The following is a 17,584-nucleotide window of genomic DNA, read 5'->3' as shown; positions in this document are numbered from 1 at the left end:
TAAGACCGTTGAAGGTGTTGGTACATACACAGTAGCTCCAGACGGTACTGTTACATTTGTACCAGAAAAATCATTCGTAGGAACTGCACCAGCCGTGACAGTTGTCCGCGAAGATAAGAACGGAACAAAAGCTTCTGCAACCTATACACCAACTGTAACACCTGTGACACCAACAGCAACACCAGTTGAAACAACAGACATTCAAGGTGCTACTCAAACAGGTAAACCAGTATTTACTGAAGGTGATAGCCGTGTACCAATGAATGATGATGTTCCAGCAACATTTGACGATGGATCAACAACTAAGACAGTAGAAGGTGTTGGTACTTACACAGTAGCAGCTGATGGTACAGTTACATTTGTTCCAGAAAAATCATTCGTAGGAACTGCACCAGCCGTGACAGTTGTCCGCGAAGATAAGAATGGAACAAAAGCTTCAGCAACCTACACACCAACTGTAACACCTGTGACACCAACAGCTGAAGACGCAACTTCAACTGACAAACAAGGTCAAACACAAACTGGTAAACCAACCTTCACACCAGGTAATGAAAATGTTCCAATGGATGATGATACACCTGCAACCTTTGAAGATGGATCAACAACTAAGACAGTAGAAGGTGAAGGGACTTACACAGTAGCTCCAGACGGAAGTGTAACCTTCGTACCAGAAAAATCATTCACAGGAACAGGTACAGGCGTAACTGTGAAACGTGTTGATAAGAATGGTACACCAGTTACAGCTAAGTACACACCAACTGTGACTCCAGTAACACCAACAGCTACTCCAGCTGAATCAGAAGCACCTCAAGGTGTGGTTCAAACTGGAACTGTGACCTTCACCGAAGGTGACCCAGTTGCACCAATCGACAAAGATACCATTACTCTTCTTGATGAAAATGGCCAACCAGCTGAATCGGTAGTTGCTAAATCACCAGAAGGTAAAGAAATCGGTACTTTCACAGTTGATAAAGAAACAGGCCTTGTAACATTTACACCAAGTGATAAGTCATACTCAGGAGATGTAGTTCCAGTTAAGGTACAAGCCAAGGATGCAAACGGCACTCCAGCTGAAACATCATACACACCTAAGATTACTCCAGTTGTTCCAACTGCTGAACCTGCAACATCTACAGACATCCAAGGTAAAACACAAACTGGAACACCAAGCTTTACACCTGGTAACCCTGCAATTCCAATGGATGATGAAGTTCCAGCAACCTTTGAAGATGGATCAACTACGAAGACAATTCCAGGAGAAGGAACTTACACAGTAGCTCCAGACGGAACTGTAACCTTCGTACCAGAAAAATCATTCACAGGAACAGGTACAGGCGTAACAGTGAAACGTGTAGATAAGAACGGTACTCCAGTTACTGCAAAATACACACCAACTGTGACACCTGTGACACCAACAGCTGAAGATGCAACTTCAACTGACAAGCAAGGTCAAACACAATCTGGTAAACCAACCTTCACACCAGGTAACGAAAACGTCCCAATGGATGATGATACGCCAGCTACATTTGAAGATGGTTCAACGACTAAGACAATTCCAGGAGAAGGAACCTACACAGTTGCTCCAGATGGAAGTGTAACCTTCGTACCAGAAAAATCATTCACAGGAACAGGAACAGGCGTGACTGTTAAACGTGTCGATAAGAACGGTACTCCAGTAACAGCTAAGTACACACCAACTGTGACTCCAGTAACACCAACTGCAACTCCAGCTGAATCAGAAGCACCTCAAGGTGTGGTTCAAACTGGAACTGTGACCTTCACCGAAGGTGACCCAGTTGCACCAATCGACAAAGATACCATTACTCTTCTTGATGAAAATGGCCAACCAGCAGAATCTGTAGTTGCGAAATCACCAGAAGGTAAAGAAATCGGTACTTTCACAGTTGATAAAGAAACAGGGGTTGTAACATTTACACCAACTGATAAATCTTACTCTGGCGAAGTAGTTCCAGTTAAGGTACAAGCCAAGGATGCAAACGGCACTCCAGCTGAAACATCATACACACCTAAGATTACTCCAGTCGTACCAACTGCTGAACCTGCAACATCTACAGACATCCAAGGTCAAAAACAAACAGGAACACCAAGCTTCACACCTGGTAACCCTGCAATCCCAATGGATGATGATACACCAGCAACCTTTGAAGATGGCTCAACTACGAAAACAATTCCAGGAGAAGGAACTTACACAGTAGCTCCAGACGGAACTGTAACCTTCGTACCAGAAAAATCATTCACAGGAACAGGTACAGGCGTAACAGTGAAACGTGTCGATAAGAACGGTACTCCAGTTACTGCAAAATACACACCAACTGTGACTCCAGTTGCACCAACAGGAGAACCAGTAACTTCAATTGGTAAGAAGGGTGCTACTCAAACAGGTAAACCAAGCTTCACCGAAGGTGACAGCCGTGTACCAATGAACGACGAAGTTCCAGCAACCTTTGAAGATGGATCAACTACGAAGACGATTCCAGGTGTTGGTACTTACACAGTAGCAGCAGACGGAACTGTAACTTTCACTCCAGAACCTGAATTTACTGGTACTGCACCAGCAGTGACAGTAGTTCGTGAAGATGTGAACGGAACAAAAGCTTCTGCGACATACACACCAACTGTTCTTCCAATCACTAAGTTTGTTGATAAAGAAGGTAAGGAAATCCCAGGATATCCTACAGTTGATGGTGACCAACCAAAAGCTGAAATTCCAGGTTACCGCTTCGTTGAAACGAAGAAATTACCAAATGGTGATACAGAGCACGTCTACGAGAAAGTTACAACTTCACACGTAGATGAAAATGGAAAACCAATTCCTGGTTATCCAACAGAAGATGGTGAGCAACCGAAGAAAGATATTCCAGGTTACGAGTTTGTTAAGACAATTGTAGATGAGAACGGTAATACTCAACACATCTACAAGAAGACGTTGACACCAACACCAACGCCGACACCAACTCCAACACCAACTCCGGATCCTACACCAACTCCAACACCGACTCCAGATCCAGTTCCAACGCCAGATCCAGTTCCAACTCCAGATCCAAAACCAGTTCCAGAAACTAAGGAAACTAAATTCATCAATCCATCTGATGAAACAGCAGTTCTTCCTGAAACTGGTACTGAGGAAACTTCTAAAACTGGTCTTGCTATTCTTAGCGCTTTGACAGGTCTCTCATTATTCGGACTTGCTAAACGCAAAAAAGAAGACTAAGATCTAGGATTTGTCTCATTAAAACCGCGAGAAATCGCGGTTTTTTTGACGGAAAAAATGGGAAGTTTTGCTCAAGGAAGCAATAGTTAGAAACAGTCTTTTCTTGAAAAATTTGATAAAATAGAAGTATCAGTATAAAGGATGTAAAAATGAGTAAGAAAGTAATTGGCATTTGGGCTCAGACGAAGAATGGAGTGATCGGCAAAGATCAGGTCATGCCTTGGCATTTACCAGCTGAATTGCAGCACTTTAAACAAACGACTACAGGCCATGCGATCCTCATGGGAAGAGTTACCTACGAAGGTTTAAACAAACGTGTCCTCCCAAATCGGACCAATATTATTCTCTCTAGAGATGACAAGTATGATGTAGAGAATGAAAAGGTTTTGCTAAAAACCTCAGTTGAAGACGTTTTAAACTGGTATAAGGGACAGGATTTGTCACTCTTTATTATCGGTGGTGAGAAGGTCATCCGTCTTTTCGAGCCTTATCTAGAGGAGCTCTATCAGACTGTCATCGATGCCGAATTGGAAGGAGATACCTACTTCCCGGAAGACTTCCGGTGGGACCAGTTTCAATTATTTGATGAGCGGACAATCGAAAAAGATGAAAAAAACCCTTACGACTTTACTATTAGACATTTTGAAAGAAAGGAAGACTAGTTGATGGAACGTAGTATCTTTGGCTTTTTTACAGCAGTTTTATGCGTGATTTGCCTGGTATGTGCTTCCCAGACTCTTCGGAAAAAGCGCTATGGCTTAGCCACCCTCTTCTTATTAAATGCCTTTACTAATCTTGTGAATTCTATTCACGCCTTTTATATGACTTTATTTAAATAAATTACAAACAGACTATAGAATCGGGAGAAGAAAATGCCTACAAATCAATCAAACGATATGATGGTTTATTGTTCGTTTTGTGGTAAGAACCAAGACGAAGTTCAGAAGATTATCGCTGGGAACAATGCCTTTATCTGTAATGAATGTGTTGAGTTAGCTCAAGAAATCATTCGAGAAGAATTAGCTGAGGAAGTCTTGGCAGACCTTTCAGAGGTTCCAAAACCAATCGAACTTCTCAATATCCTTAACCACTATGTCATCGGTCAAGATCGTGCGAAACGAGCACTAGCAGTAGCTGTCTACAATCACTACAAACGGATTAACTTCCATGAAAATCGTGAAGATGACAACGATGTGGATCTACAAAAATCAAACATTTTGATGGTCGGTCCTACAGGTTCAGGAAAAACTTTCTTGGCTCAAACGCTTGCTAAGAGTTTGAATGTGCCTTTTGCTATCGCCGATGCGACAGCCTTGACTGAAGCAGGTTACGTCGGAGAAGACGTTGAGAATATCCTTCTTAAGCTATTACAAGCAGCTGACTTCAATATTGAACGTGCAGAGCGTGGCATCATCTATGTTGATGAAATTGATAAGATTGCTAAAAAGAGCGAGAACGTCTCGATCACCCGTGATGTATCTGGTGAAGGAGTACAGCAAGCTCTCTTGAAGATCATCGAGGGAACTGTTGCGAGCGTGCCACCTCAAGGCGGACGCAAGCATCCTCAACAAGAGATGATTCAAGTTGACACCAAAAATATCCTCTTCATCGTTGGTGGAGCCTTTGATGGGATTGAAGAAATTGTGAAGCAACGTCTAGGTGAAAAGATCATCGGGTTTGGCCAAAACAACAAAGCCATTGATGAATCTAGCTCTTACATGCAAGAAATCATTGCAGAAGATATCCAAAAATTCGGTATTATTCCTGAGTTAATTGGTCGTCTTCCGGTTCTTGCCGCTTTGGAGCAACTGACAGTTGAAGATCTGGTTCGTATTTTGAAAGAACCAAGAAATGCCTTGGTGAAACAATACCAAGCTCTCCTATCCTTTGATGATGTTGAATTAGAATTTGATGACGAAGCACTTGAAGAAATTGCAAGCAAAGCTATCGAACGCAAGACAGGTGCTCGTGGCTTACGTTCTATCATCGAAGAAACTATGTTGGATGTTATGTTTGAAGTTCCAAGTCAAGAAGACGTCAAACTGGTTCGAATCACTAAAGAAGCAGTTAACGGAACTGAAAAACCAATTTTAGAAACTGCCTAGAAAGAAATTCTATGAAAGTAAATACTCATAATGCAGATATCTTGTTGAGCGCTACCAATAAAAGTCATTATCCTCAAGATGATATCCCAGAAGTTGCACTTGCCGGTCGATCAAATGTCGGCAAGTCTTCTTTTATTAATACCATGCTAAATCGTAAGAATTTGGCCCGCACATCTGGAAAACCAGGGAAAACACAGTTATTAAACTTCTTTAATATCGATGACAAACTTCGTTTTGTCGATGTACCTGGCTATGGATATGCTCGTGTCTCTAAAAAAGAGCGTGAGAAATGGGGCAAGATGATCGAGGAGTATCTGACAACCAGAGATAATCTAAGAGCAGTTGTCAGCCTAGTCGATCTTCGTCATGAACCCTCAGCAGATGATGTCCAAATGTACCAATTTTTAAAATACTACGAGATTCCTGTTATCTTAGTTGCCACGAAAGCTGACAAAATACCAAGAGGAAAATGGAACAAGCATGAATCCATGATCAAGAAGAAGTTGGATTTTGATAAATCAGATACCTTTATCATCTTCTCATCCGTTAATAAAACGGGAGTAGAAGAAGCTTGGGATGCAATTTTTGACTTTAGTTTTTCGGAATAAATCATATTATTACTGCCCTGTTATTTATTTGTTTGATTTATCTCGATATTGTAATTGAAATGTAATATTGAACTCAACAATTTAATGCTTTTCTGTGCTATAATCATCTTAAAGAGTTTTCATTATAACATTAGGAGATTATCACATTGAAAAAATTACTAAATAAATCGAAATTGATTGGATCCTTAGTAGCTCTGGTAGCTGCAGGAACAGTAGCAGCAGCCATTAGTGAGCACGTAGGAAACGTTGGAGCAAATGATGAAGCATATTCTCAATATGCAGATCCAACAGAAGCCTTCATCTCACAAATCGGTGAATCTGCTCGCCAACTTGGTCAAGAAAATGATCTGTATGCATCTGTTATGATTGCTCAAGCCATTTTAGAAAGTGGTTCAGGTCAATCTGGCTTGTCATCGTATCCACACTATAACCTTTTTGGTATTAAAGGGAGCTATGCTGGTCAATCTGCAGTGATGCAAACTTGGGAAGATGACGGTGCTGGAAATGCCTATACCATCAATGATGCTTTCCGTTCATACCCTAGCTACTATGAATCATTGCAAGACTACGTTGCGGTTTTGAAACAAGGTCATTTTGCAGGAGCTTGGAAGAGCAATACAACAAGCTATCAGGATGCAACAGCTGCTTTAACTGGTGTCTATGCTACTGACACTAGTTACTATGCAAAATTGAACCATATCATTGAAACTTACAACCTTACTCAGTATGATTCACCTAGTGTGTATGGTGGCTATGAAGGTACTGTCTACAATCCTTATCGCCAACAATATACAACTCAAGAAATCTTGAACTTGGATATCGCTTGGGCGAATCGTTTCTTATAAGATATGATTTAAATTGAATTTCAAACAGACTCTCAAAGTCTGTTTTTTTATTTTATCGTTTTAAATCGATTTATTTATTTTTCTTGTGGGACTCCGGATTTTTACTTTAAATTTTTCTGAAAACCTTTTCAGAAAGTCTATTCTATGATATAATGAAGAAGTTCACAAATTCAATATATAAGGAGATTCAGATGGGAGAATCAAATTTTGTTCTTAAGGTAGAAGCAGCATGTCAGAAGAAGGAAGAATTGTATACGGCGTCTAAAGCTCGTTATGCGGTTCGCTCTATGTTCGCGGGTGCGTTTTTGACAATGAGTACTGCAGTAGGGATTGTGGGGGCAGACCTTCTCAACACTTTCTTGCCAGGTTCTGGTCGTTTCTTATTCCCATTTATTTTTGCGTGGGGATTGGTTTATTTACTATTCTTAAATAGTGAGTTAACGACTTCCAATATGATGTACCTGACAGCTGGTGTTTATTTAAAGAAGATTAATTGGAAGAAAGCTTTAGAAATTTTACTCTATTGTACATTTTTTAACCTAGTTGGTGCTTTGTTCCTCGCATTCCTTTTTAGTCAGACAAGTGCTTTTGCAAATCTGAATCCAAAAGGCTTTCTTGGTTCGGTTGTAGAGATGAAGTTGCAACGTTCTAATCAATTGGTCTTCTTTGAAGGGGTTGTTGCCAACATCTTTGTTAATATAGCTATTTTGTCCTATTTATTCTTTAAAGATGAAACAGCGAAAGTTCTGATGGCTTTGTCAGCAATTTATATGTTTGTTTTCCTTACCAATGAACACATTGCTGCAAACTTTGCTTCCTTCTCACTGGCTACGTTTAATTCTATTTCTAAAGATTTGCCTCACCTAGAGTTCTTCAATGTTCTTCGTCATTACACTGTCACTTTTGTAGGGAACTGGGTAGGAGGAGGAGTAATCATGGGCTTGGCCTATGCGTGGCTCAATCGTACAAAGACTATTTATAAAGATTAAGATTTTTTAAAAAAGTTTGCAAAAATACTTGCATTCTTTTTTTTTATGTGATACACTTAATAACGGTTTGAAAAAACTGCCTAAGACAGTAGGGGAGCTAGACTCATAAATATCCTACCGAGGACAAAACGTATCATGTAAAAAGAAGCGTATTGTACTTTCGTGTCTAGGTTTGGGCACGTTTTTCTTTTGGAAAAATTCCCCAAGCAAAATAATTACGGAGGTGAACACACTAATGAGTGAAGCAATTATTGCTAAAAAAGCGGAACTAGTTGATGTAGTAGCTGAGAAAATGAAAGCTGCTGCTTCTATCGTCGTTGTTGACGCTCGTGGTTTAACAGTTGACCAAGATACAGTTCTTCGTCGTGAGCTTCGTGGAAGCGAAGTTGAGTACAAAGTTATTAAAAACTCAATCTTACGTCGTGCAGCTGAAAAAGCTGGACTTGAAGATCTTGCATCTGTGTTTGTTGGACCATCTGCTGTAGCATTTTCTAACGAAGATGTTATTGCACCAGCGAAAATCTTGAACGATTTTGCTAAAACTGCTGACGCACTTGAAATCAAGGGTGGTGCAATCGAAGGCGCTGTCGCATCAAAAGAAGAGATCCTTGCTCTTGCAACTCTTCCAAACCGCGAAGGACTTCTTTCTATGCTCCTTTCTGTACTTCAAGCGCCAGTGCGCAACGTTGCTCTTGCAGTCAAAGCGGTTGCAGACAACAAAGAAGACGCAGCTTAATCCTAAGCTACGCAGCGTAGCCTAGCTACAAAAGAATATAAATAAAAAATTTAAAACTTATTTGGAGGAAATAACAATGGCATTGAACATTGAAAACATTATTGCTGAAATTAAAGAAGCTTCAATCCTTGAATTGAACGACCTTGTAAAAGCTATCGAAGAAGAATTTGGTGTAACTGCAGCTGCTCCTGTAGCTGTTGCTGCAGCTGGTGCTGCTGACGCTGGTGCTGCTAAAGATTCATTCGACGTTGAATTGACATCTGCAGGCGACAAGAAAGTCGGCGTTATCAAAGTTGTACGTGAAATCACAGGTCTTGGTCTTAAAGAAGCTAAAGAACTTGTTGATGGAGCACCAGCAGTTGTTAAAGAAGGTGTTGCTACAGCTGAAGCTGAAGAAATCAAAGCTAAATTGGAAGAAGCTGGAGCTTCAGTTACTCTTAAATAATCGAGTTTCCAATCAAAATGAAAACCGAGGTTTAGACCTCGGTTTTTTTGTGTACAATTTTGAAATTAGATCTATATTTGTACAGATTTACTTTTGTCCTATGTCGAGTGTATGACCCTTGTTATAATTTTCTTTAATGAAAAGCTATATTTCTAGATAGTATCTAAGTCTTATTGGAGTATATATAGCATTTTAACAATTTGAAATTATTAATAAGTAAAAGGAGAGTATTAATCTTTGTCTTTAGAATGATCGTTTACTTTCATAAATAAACTGCCTTAAATTTAAATTCTATTATTCAATATATTGGAAATATTTAATATTTACAAGAAAAAGTATTGTACTGTTAAAATACAGTTTTTAACTCATACAATAAACTTTCACCTTTGAATCTCGTTTAGTGATTCTATAATCACAAGCCACTTCCATATCTTATCAAGTTATTACTAATTCATTATGTTGTTAGTCTTCTATTTTTTTGCTAAAATAGTTCCTATAAACAAAAAAGGAGATTTCTGATGAAATACTTTAAACGTCTTGTCTTTGCTGCTTTGTTGGCAGTTGGTGCGTTTTTTCTTGTAGCTTGTGGCTCTACAACTACAACTAGCGATAATGGGAAATATGTCTATAAAGCTGAGAAGGATCAAATTAAAAGTATCCTTAAAAAGCAAGGGGCTACTGATGAGCAACTTGAGCAGGTCATTGATCAATTATCATTGACAATGACAATTGAAATTAAAGATACAAAAGCTAAGATGATTATCAAAATGGATGCTCTTGGTGAAAGCAAAGAGAAAACAATTGACCTGAAAGCTGATCAGAATGGTAAAACTCTTGAATCAGCGGAAGGTGGTAAAGATAAAGTTAAGTATAAGATTGATGGTGATGTTTTGACTTTGGATGTATCAAAAGCAGAATCTAGTGATTATGAAGTTTTTGCTTTCTTCAAAGATGCAAAATTCAAACGTCAAAAATAATCGTATCTAGAAGGGATAGCTGAGACTATCCTCTTTTTTATTCCTTGCTTTTCACTGCTCTTTTCTTTGCTAGCCTATGCGGGATCTGATATAATAGGGGTGAATTGAAGGAGGCAACGTGCTTTCTAAAATAGCTTAAAAAGTACTTAAGGGTGCTTTTTTATTGTATAGGGAGGAGAAAGGTATGGGATATATTTGGTCTTATTTGAGAAAATATCCAAAATGGTTGTGCTTGAATTTTACAGCTGCCATCTTTTTTGTGATTGTTAACCTCGGTCTGCCAACTGTTCTGGCTCGTATGATTGATGAGGGGATTAATCCGAGAGATATAGAGCGAGTTTATTTCTGGGCCTGGGTTATGTTTGGTGTGATCATCGTAGGGATTCTCGGGCGAATCGTTCTAGCCTATGCGGTTGGGAAGATTACTACAACCATGGTCATGGATATGCGCAATGACCTTTATGAGAAGCTTCAGGAATATTCTCACCATGAGTATGAAAAAATTGGTGTTTCTTCCTTAGTGACGCGGATGACGTCTGATGCTTTTGTCCTGATGCAGTTTTCTGACCAGATGTTAAAACTTGGGGTCATTACCCCTATCATGATGCTGTCAAGTATTCTGTTGATTTTACAGACCAGTCCATCTCTTGCTTGGATTGTGGCGATTTCGATGCCATTTTTGGCCGTGGTCGTCTGGTATGTAGCTATCAAGACCAGACCTTTGTCAGAGAAACAGCAGGAAACCCTGGATAAGCTCAATCAATATGCGCGAGAAAATCTCACAGGCCTTCGGGTTATTCGTGCCTTTGCGCGTGAGGAATTCCAAGAAGAAAAGTTTGGCAAAGCCAATGCAGTTTATGCGGACAACTCTAATAAACTCTTTAAATTGACCGGTTTGACGGAGCCACTCTTTGTTCAAATCATCATTGCCATGATTGTAGCTATTGTGTGGTTTGCCTTGGATCCTCTAGGGGATGGGAGCTTAGAAATTGGGAATCTTGTCGCCTTTATCGAATACAGTTTCCATGCCTTGCTTTCTTTCCTTTTCCTAGCCAATCTCTTTACAATGTATCCACGAACGGCTGTCTCTAGTCATCGTTTGAAAGAAATCATGGACATGCCCATTTCCATTGATCCTAATGAAAATGGAGTTACTGAGACAGAAACCAAGGGATATCTGGAATTTGACAATGTTACCTTTGCCTATCCTGGTGAAACGGAGAGTCCAGTCCTTCATAATATTTCCTTTAAGGCTAAACCGGGTGAAACCATCGCCTTTATCGGATCGACCGGTTCTGGGAAATCCTCACTCGTCCAGCTCATTCCTCGATTCTATGATGTCACCTTGGGGAAAATCTTGGTCGATGGCGTGGATGTGCGTGATTTTAATGTTAAAGCCTTGCGCCATAAGATTGGCTTCATTCCACAGAAGGCCTTGCTCTTCACAGGGACCATCGCTGAAAACATCCGTTATGGCAAGGAAGATGCCAGTATTGAAGAACTAGATAAGGCAGCAGATGTAGCCCAAGCCAAGGAGTTTATCGAAAGCAAAGAAGAGCAGTTTGACACTCATTTAGCTGAAGGGGGAAGCAACCTTTCTGGAGGTCAAAAGCAACGTCTATCCATTGCACGTGCGGTAGTTAAGGAACCGGACATCTATATCTTTGATGATTCCTTCTCGGCTCTTGACTACAAGACAGATGCAACACTTCGAAAACGTCTAAAAGAAGTAACTGGAGATGCAACTGTCTTAATCGTAGCCCAGCGGGTTGGGACCATTATGGATGCAGATCAAATCATTGTCTTAGATCATGGAGAAATCGTTGGTCGTGGCACACACGAGGAACTATTAGCAACCAATGAAATCTACAGCGAGATTGCTCGTTCCCAGTTGAAAAACCAATCATTGACAGAAGAATAGGAGGGAGGAGAAAATGAAAGAAAAACGTTCTAGTTTTGTACGCCTTTGGGGCTACTTAAAAGCTTATCGCTATGCCGTTATTTTCGCTACTCTTCTAAAAATTCTGAGTGTGGTTATGAGTGTCATTGAACCCTATATCCTAGGGCTTGCTATTACTGAATTGACTGCTAACCTGACAGATATGGCTAGAGGAGTAGCGGGAGCTCAGATTAATGTTGGCTATGTTGGCTGGGTCATGGTTGTCTATCTCTTCCGTGGAGTCTTGTATGAACTCGGATCTTATTATTCGAATTACTTCATGGCCAATGCTGTTCAAAGCATGATTGAGGATATGCGTAATGACCTATCTAAAAAAATCAATCGCATCCCTGTTTCTTACTTTGATCAGCACCAATTTGGAGATCTTCTCGGTCGCTTTACCAGTGATGTTGAAACGGTTTCTAATGCCTTGCAGCAGTCCTTCCTTCAAATTGTGAATGCCATTTTCACCTTAAGCTTGGTCATCGCTATGGTGCTTTATCTCAACCTTACTTTGGGGCTGATCGTGATTGCCTCTATCCCAATCACTTTCTTCGGTGCCCAGTTGATTATGAAGAAATCCCAGCCTTACTTTAAGGAGCAAGCTGATGTCCTTGGTGCTTTAAATGGTTTTGTTCAAGAAAATTTGAGCGGCTTCAACGTCTTAAAACTCTATGTACGTGAAGAATCATCGCAAGAAGAATTCCGCGACATTACCCGTCGTCTCCAGCAAGTTGGATTTAAAGCGAATTTTATTTCTGGACTGATGATGCCAGTTCTTAATGCGATCTCTGATTTGACCTACCTTTTGGTCGCAGTTATTGGAGCTATTCAAGTTCTTGCCGGTCGTCTTACAGTTGGGAACATGCAGGCTTTTGTCCAGTATGTCTGGCAAATCAATCAGCCTGTTCAAAACTTGAGTCAGTTAGCTGGCACCTTACAAAGTGCCAAATCTTCACTAGACCGGGTCTTCCAAGTCCTTGATGAACCAGATGAAATGCTCGGTAAAAATGAATCTTTGGACACGGAATTGACAGGGCAGGTTAGCTTTAACCATGTAGACTTCCAATATGTGGAAGATAAACCGCTGATCCGTGATTTTAACCTAGAGGTCAATCCTGGGGAGATGGTGGCTATTGTCGGACCGACAGGAGCAGGGAAAACGACCCTGATCAATCTTCTTATGCGTTTCTACGACGTGACCAAGGGTGCTATTACAGTGGATGGTCATGATATCCGCGACTTATCTCGCCAAGACTATCGCAAACAGTTTGGGATGGTTCTTCAGGATGCTTGGCTCTATGAAGGGACCATTAAAGAAAATCTGCGCTTTGGGAACTTGGAAGCAACAGACGAAGAGATTGTTGCTGCTGCCAAGGCTGCCAATGTCGACCACTTTATCCGGACACTTCCGGGGGGCTACAACATGGAGATGAACCAAGAGTCCAGCAATATCTCTTTGGGGCAAAAACAATTGTTGACCATTGCGCGTGCTCTTCTTGCCGATCCAAAAATATTGATTTTAGATGAAGCGACTTCTTCAGTGGATACCCGTCTAGAACTCTTGATTCAAAAGGCTATGAAGAACTTGATGAAGGGGCGAACTAGCTTTGTCATTGCCCATCGCTTGTCTACTATCCAAGAAGCAGATAAGATTTTAGTCCTTAAAGAGGGGCAAATCATAGAGCAAGGAAATCATGAGTCCCTCTTGGCTGCAAAAGGATTCTATTACGACTTGTACATGAGCCAATTCTCCAAAAAAGAAGAAGTGGCAAAATAAGACAAACAAAAAGAGCATTAGCTCTTTTTTAAAGTCTTCTAAAACTTTCCTTAGGTGAGTACGGACGTCAGCGAACTTCTATGAAGTTCCATGACTAATTATTGAGCCTAAGGTCTCAATAATTCCGAGTGCCTGAAACAATTGAGTTTCAGGCATTTTTCTCACAGCGGAAAGTTTTTAATTATCTTAAATGACTTAAAATAAAAGTAATTTTTGAAAAGTATCTTGCTGTTTTATGTTAAACAATAGTATGTCTACATTCAAACAAAAAAGAGTCATAGCTCTTTTTTTGTTTGGCAAATCAATTGCTTTTGTTAAAAGTCGGATTTCTTGAAAGGGGTTATTTTATTTGCTATAATCGTAGCAGAAATGGAGGCTTTATGCGCTTAACCAGTCAATTAATCACTGAAACGTTCCCAGATTTGGATAAAGTCGAGCGGTTGAATATCGAGGCTTTCCCTGAAGAGGAACGGATTCCTTTATCGGAGTTTTTACGCTATACGGACAATGATGATGCTCATTTTTTTGCTTTTTACAATGAGGAAGAATTTGTCGGATTTGCCTTTGCTATTTCAAATGCCAAGGCCTTTTACGTCAGCTTCTTTGCCATTATGCCACACTTGCGAAGCCACGGCTATGGTCAAGAAATCATTGAAAAATTAGTCGAGTTTTATCAACGGACTATGCTCTTAGAAGTTGAGCGATTGGATGAAGAATGTGATAATCTAGAACAACGACGGGCTCGGATGGACTTCTATTTGCGGAACGGCTTCAAAACAGCCAATGCCTTTTTAGAATACGATGATCTGAGTTTTGAGATTCTTTATCGAGGCGATCAATTTGATGAAGAGGCTTATCGGGACATCTTCCATAAACTGCAAGCAGAGAATTACTTTGATTTCCGTATTGATTATCGTCGCTTTAGTGAAGATTAAAAAAGTGCTTCTCTGTTGCATAGCAGAGAAGCACTTTTTTTGATTAATGGATGAAGAAGTATATAAGAATCTACAGTAGAGTCTTCTTTGTCTTAAGTTATTTTTAAATGCAATAATTCCAGTAAAAAGAATTGCCGTGGTGGAAGAAAGCTGTTATACTAGATAAGATTGAAAAATGTAAAGGAGAACATATGTTACGAAAAGGTTCCTTAACAGGTTTGCTGTTATTTGGTATTTTCTTCGGTGCAGGGAATTTGATCTTTCCACCTGCGCTAGGTGCCCAGTCGGGTAGCCATTTTTGGCCAGCTATTGCTGGATTTGTCTTATCAGGAGTCGGGATTGCGATTATCACCTTGATTATTGGGACACTCAATCCTAAAGGGTATATTCATGAGATTTCACGAAAAATTGCTCCTTGGTTTGCCATCGTTTATCTGGTAGCCTTGTATCTGTCTATTGGTCCATTCTTTGCGATTCCAAGAACGGCTACTGTTTCCTACGAGGTTGGGATAGCTCCATTGTTAGGACAATCAAGTGGTAGACTGAGTCTCTTTATCTTTACCTTGATTTATTTCTGTTTGGCCTATTTGATTGCCTTGTATCCTTCTAAAATCCTAGATAGTATTGGTCGGATTTTAACACCTGTCTTTGCTATCTTGATCGTTGTCCTCGTTGTTCTTGGTGCTCTCAAGTACAGCGGACACGCGCCTCAAGTAGCAACAGAAGCCTACCAAGCATCTGCCTTTGGTCAAGGTTTCCTTGAAGGGTATAACACCTTGGATGCTCTTGCTTCAGTAGCCTTTAGCGTCATCGCAGTGACTACTCTTAATCAACTTGGTTTCACCAGCAAGAAAGAATACATTAAAACGATCTGGATTGTCGGCATCGTTGTAGCCATCGGCTTTAGTATTTTGTATATTGGATTGGGTTATCTTGGGAATCACTTCCCAATTCCAGCAGAAGTGATGGCTTCCGATGCCAATAAGGGTGTTTATGTCCTCTCAGAAGCTACCAAGGCTATCTTTGGCCCAGTTGCTCAAATCTTCCTTGCAGGTATGGTGACGGTGACTTGTTTCACAACAACAGCCGGTTTGATCGTGTCGACTGGGGAATTCTTCCATAAAACCTTCCCTAAAATTTCTTACAAGGTCTATGCGACTCTCTTTACCTTGATTGGATTTTCCATTGCCAATCTTGGTTTGAGTGCCATTATTGCTTATTCATTGCCTGTTTTGATGATCCTCTATCCAATCACCATTACTATTGTGTTGATTGTGATTGTAAATAAATTTACTCAACTATCAAAACCAGGAATGCAGCTGACTATGTTCCTAGTTAGCTTGGTTGCGATTGCAGATGTTCTGGCAAGTACCTTTAAACTTGCAGGACTAGCAAACATCATTAAGTACTTGCCGTTTGCTGCCCAATCCCTCCCATGGTTACTACCAGCAGTAGTTGGTATTGTCCTTTCGCTTTTCTTGCCAAATAAACAAAGTGCAGAAGAGGAATAGGTAGTCAATTGAACTCCAAAGTTATGTTCTTTGGAGTTTTTGTTTGGTTTTGAAACTAGTTTCTAAATGATTATTTAATAATCAAAGCGTAGCAGAAATTTTTAATTTAGCTGTTGGAGTGTTATACTAGGTGTAGCATATCAATATACGGAGTGTTTTATGAATCAAATTGTTTTCTCCTTTACTGTCTTTCTGGCAGGCATTCTCTCCTTTTTCTCTCCCTGTGTCTTTCCATTGCTTCCGGTATATATCGGCGTCTTGCTAGGAAGCGATCAGGAAAAATCCGTTCAGATTTTTGGGAAAAAGATTCGCTGGCATGGGATTGTAAAGACCTTGTGTTTTATCGCAGGGATTTCTGTTATTTTCCTCCTCATTGGTTTTGGGGCAGGTTTGCTTGGTCAGATCATGTACACCAACTGGTTCCGTTACCTGATGGGAGTGTTGATCATTATCCTTGGTCTTCATCAGATGGAAGTCTTTCATTTTAATTTCCTAGAGAAACAGAAGACAATGGATTTTGGGGCAAACAAGCACAAGAATGAATTATTTTCAGCTTTTCTCCTTGGGCTTGGTTTTAGCTTTGGATGGACGCCATGTATCGGTCCTGTTCTTGGCTCTGTACTTGCCTTAGCAGCATCCAATGGTCAAGATGCCCTTATGGGTGCCGTTTACCTTTTCATTTATACATTAGGGATGGCTATCCCATTCTTACTCCTGGCTCTAGCATCTGGAATCGTTCTCCCATACTTTAATCGTCTAAAACCCCATCTCTTGTTACTAAAGAAGATTGGTGGCTTGATCATCATCATTATGGGGATTTTGTTACTTTTGGGACAATTGAATAGCTTGTCTGCTATCTTTTCATAAATCAAATGGAGGTTTACTCATTATGAAAGTTATTAAATACGCCTGTTTTTCGCTTCTTTCTCTGTCTATCCTGGCTGCTTGCTCTATGAATCAGTCCGAAAGTGGCATGAATAATCAATCAATGAATAATCAATCAATGACCAACACAACCGCTAGCAAACATCCTTTAGTAGGAAAAGAAGCTAGCGACTTCGAGCTAAAGGATATGAAGGGGAACACGGTTAAACTTTCAGACTACAGAGGTAAAAAGGTTTACTTGAAATTCTGGGCGACTTGGTGTGGTCCTTGTCGCCAAAGCATGCCTGAACTCAATAAATTAGTTGAAGAAAAGGACCGGGACTTTGAGATTCTCACAGTTATGGCGCCTGGAATGCAAGGGGAAAAAACAGAAGATGAGTTTGTTGAATGGTTTGCCCAACAAGATTATCAATCAGTGCCTGTTTTGTACAATCCAGACGGATCTGCATTTATGGATTACCAGGTTCGTTCGATCCCTACTGAAGTCTTTATCGATAGCCAAGGAAAGATTGGACATGTTCAATTAGGGGCTATTTCAAACGAAGATGCCAAGAAGATTATCAAAGAGTTGAAATAAAAAAATGAAGCGTAAAGCTT

At 40.2% G+C, this 17,584-nt stretch carries 15 protein-coding genes and 1 other annotated feature; all 15 genes read left to right on the top strand.

Annotated features, from left to right (window positions below; translation table 11 throughout):
* A partial coding sequence (locus ABT997_RS00290; RefSeq protein ID WP_350018481.1) for an LPXTG cell wall anchor domain-containing protein occupies positions 1 to 3,232 on the top strand: 3,232 nt, incomplete at its 5' end.
* Positions 3,233 to 3,381: 149 nt separating this feature from the next.
* A complete protein-coding gene (locus ABT997_RS00285; protein WP_350018480.1) occupies positions 3,382 to 3,894 on the top strand; it encodes a dihydrofolate reductase in 513 nt (170 codons plus the stop codon).
* A gap of 210 nt (positions 3,895 to 4,104) precedes the next feature.
* Positions 4,105 to 5,337 carry an ATP-dependent Clp protease ATP-binding subunit ClpX gene (clpX, locus tag ABT997_RS00280; protein WP_125336251.1) on the top strand — a complete coding sequence of 411 codons (1,233 nt, stop codon included), beginning with the start codon at positions 4,105 to 4,107 and terminating at the stop codon, positions 5,335 to 5,337.
* Between the two features lie 11 nt (positions 5,338 to 5,348).
* Positions 5,349 to 5,945 carry a ribosome biogenesis GTP-binding protein YihA/YsxC gene (yihA, locus tag ABT997_RS00275; protein ID WP_350018479.1) on the top strand — a complete coding sequence of 199 codons (597 nt, stop codon included), beginning with the start codon at positions 5,349 to 5,351 and terminating at the stop codon, positions 5,943 to 5,945.
* 146 nt (positions 5,946 to 6,091) lie between these two features.
* Positions 6,092 to 6,790, top strand: a complete 699-nt coding sequence (locus tag ABT997_RS00270) for a glucosaminidase domain-containing protein (protein WP_414297266.1) — start codon at positions 6,092 to 6,094, stop codon at positions 6,788 to 6,790.
* A gap of 191 nt (positions 6,791 to 6,981) precedes the next feature.
* Complete coding sequence (locus ABT997_RS00265) at positions 6,982 to 7,779, top strand: formate/nitrite transporter family protein (protein WP_350018478.1); 798 nt, start codon at positions 6,982 to 6,984, stop codon at positions 7,777 to 7,779.
* Positions 7,780 to 7,840: 61 nt separating this feature from the next.
* Positions 7,841 to 7,976 (top strand) — a sequence feature (ribosomal protein L10 leader region).
* Between the two features lie 38 nt (positions 7,977 to 8,014).
* Positions 8,015 to 8,515: a 50S ribosomal protein L10 gene (rplJ, locus tag ABT997_RS00260; protein ID WP_233331472.1), complete on the top strand. Its 501-nt coding sequence runs from the start codon at positions 8,015 to 8,017 to the stop codon at positions 8,513 to 8,515.
* Positions 8,516 to 8,591: 76 nt separating this feature from the next.
* Entirely contained in the window at positions 8,592 to 8,960 is a 369-nt protein-coding gene (gene rplL, locus ABT997_RS00255; RefSeq protein ID WP_061564003.1) for a 50S ribosomal protein L7/L12, read from the top strand.
* Between the two features lie 518 nt (positions 8,961 to 9,478).
* Positions 9,479 to 9,937 carry a hypothetical protein gene (locus tag ABT997_RS00250; RefSeq protein WP_314369964.1) on the top strand — a complete coding sequence of 153 codons (459 nt, stop codon included), beginning with the start codon at positions 9,479 to 9,481 and terminating at the stop codon, positions 9,935 to 9,937.
* 184 nt (positions 9,938 to 10,121) lie between these two features.
* Positions 10,122 to 11,858 carry an ABC transporter ATP-binding protein gene (locus ABT997_RS00245; RefSeq protein WP_350018477.1) on the top strand — a complete coding sequence of 579 codons (1,737 nt, stop codon included), beginning with the start codon at positions 10,122 to 10,124 and terminating at the stop codon, positions 11,856 to 11,858.
* A gap of 13 nt (positions 11,859 to 11,871) precedes the next feature.
* Positions 11,872 to 13,656, top strand: coding sequence for an ABC transporter ATP-binding protein (locus tag ABT997_RS00240; RefSeq protein ID WP_350018476.1), 1,785 nt, complete (start codon positions 11,872 to 11,874; stop codon positions 13,654 to 13,656).
* A gap of 380 nt (positions 13,657 to 14,036) precedes the next feature.
* Positions 14,037 to 14,591, top strand: a complete 555-nt coding sequence (locus ABT997_RS00235) for a GNAT family N-acetyltransferase (RefSeq protein WP_350018475.1) — start codon at positions 14,037 to 14,039, stop codon at positions 14,589 to 14,591.
* 191 nt (positions 14,592 to 14,782) lie between these two features.
* On the top strand, positions 14,783 to 16,102 hold the full coding sequence (gene brnQ, locus ABT997_RS00230; protein ID WP_350018474.1) for a branched-chain amino acid transport system II carrier protein: 1,320 nt from the start codon (positions 14,783 to 14,785) through the stop codon (positions 16,100 to 16,102).
* Between the two features lie 159 nt (positions 16,103 to 16,261).
* On the top strand, positions 16,262 to 16,969 hold the full coding sequence (gene ccdA2 / locus ABT997_RS00225) for a thiol-disulfide oxidoreductase-associated membrane protein CcdA2 (RefSeq protein WP_350018473.1): 708 nt from the start codon (positions 16,262 to 16,264) through the stop codon (positions 16,967 to 16,969).
* 22 nt (positions 16,970 to 16,991) lie between these two features.
* Positions 16,992 to 17,564 (top strand): TlpA family protein disulfide reductase, encoded by a 573-nt coding sequence (locus ABT997_RS00220; RefSeq protein WP_350018472.1) that lies wholly within the window; start codon positions 16,992 to 16,994, stop codon positions 17,562 to 17,564.
* The last annotated feature ends 20 nt before the right edge of the window (positions 17,565 to 17,584 follow it).

The sequence above is a fragment of the Streptococcus australis genome (genome assembly GCF_040226615.1).
In the GTDB taxonomy this organism is placed as follows: domain Bacteria; phylum Bacillota; class Bacilli; order Lactobacillales; family Streptococcaceae; genus Streptococcus; species Streptococcus australis_E.
The sequence above is the reverse complement of the archived record's forward strand: the minus strand, read 5'-3'. Positions and strand labels throughout refer to the sequence as shown.

Bases quoted from the DNA above. Each gene is read 5' to 3' on its own strand.
- rplJ (WP_233331472.1), top strand. From the start codon at position 8,015: ATGAGTGAAGCAATTATTGCTAAAAAAGCGGAACTAGTTGATGTAGTA.
- ABT997_RS00285 (WP_350018480.1), top strand. From the start codon at position 3,382: ATGAGTAAGAAAGTAATTGGCATTTGGGCTCAGACGAAGAATGGAGTG.
- ABT997_RS00220 (WP_350018472.1), top strand. From the start codon at position 16,992: ATGAAAGTTATTAAATACGCCTGTTTTTCGCTTCTTTCTCTGTCTATC.
- clpX (WP_125336251.1), top strand. From the start codon at position 4,105: ATGCCTACAAATCAATCAAACGATATGATGGTTTATTGTTCGTTTTGT.
- ccdA2 (WP_350018473.1), top strand. From the start codon at position 16,262: ATGAATCAAATTGTTTTCTCCTTTACTGTCTTTCTGGCAGGCATTCTC.
- ABT997_RS00250 (WP_314369964.1), top strand. From the start codon at position 9,479: ATGAAATACTTTAAACGTCTTGTCTTTGCTGCTTTGTTGGCAGTTGGT.
- ABT997_RS00265 (WP_350018478.1), top strand. From the start codon at position 6,982: ATGGGAGAATCAAATTTTGTTCTTAAGGTAGAAGCAGCATGTCAGAAG.
- ABT997_RS00235 (WP_350018475.1), top strand. From the start codon at position 14,037: ATGCGCTTAACCAGTCAATTAATCACTGAAACGTTCCCAGATTTGGAT.
- brnQ (WP_350018474.1), top strand. From the start codon at position 14,783: ATGTTACGAAAAGGTTCCTTAACAGGTTTGCTGTTATTTGGTATTTTC.
- yihA (WP_350018479.1), top strand. From the start codon at position 5,349: ATGAAAGTAAATACTCATAATGCAGATATCTTGTTGAGCGCTACCAAT.
- ABT997_RS00245 (WP_350018477.1), top strand. From the start codon at position 10,122: ATGGGATATATTTGGTCTTATTTGAGAAAATATCCAAAATGGTTGTGC.
- rplL (WP_061564003.1), top strand. From the start codon at position 8,592: ATGGCATTGAACATTGAAAACATTATTGCTGAAATTAAAGAAGCTTCA.
- ABT997_RS00240 (WP_350018476.1), top strand. From the start codon at position 11,872: ATGAAAGAAAAACGTTCTAGTTTTGTACGCCTTTGGGGCTACTTAAAA.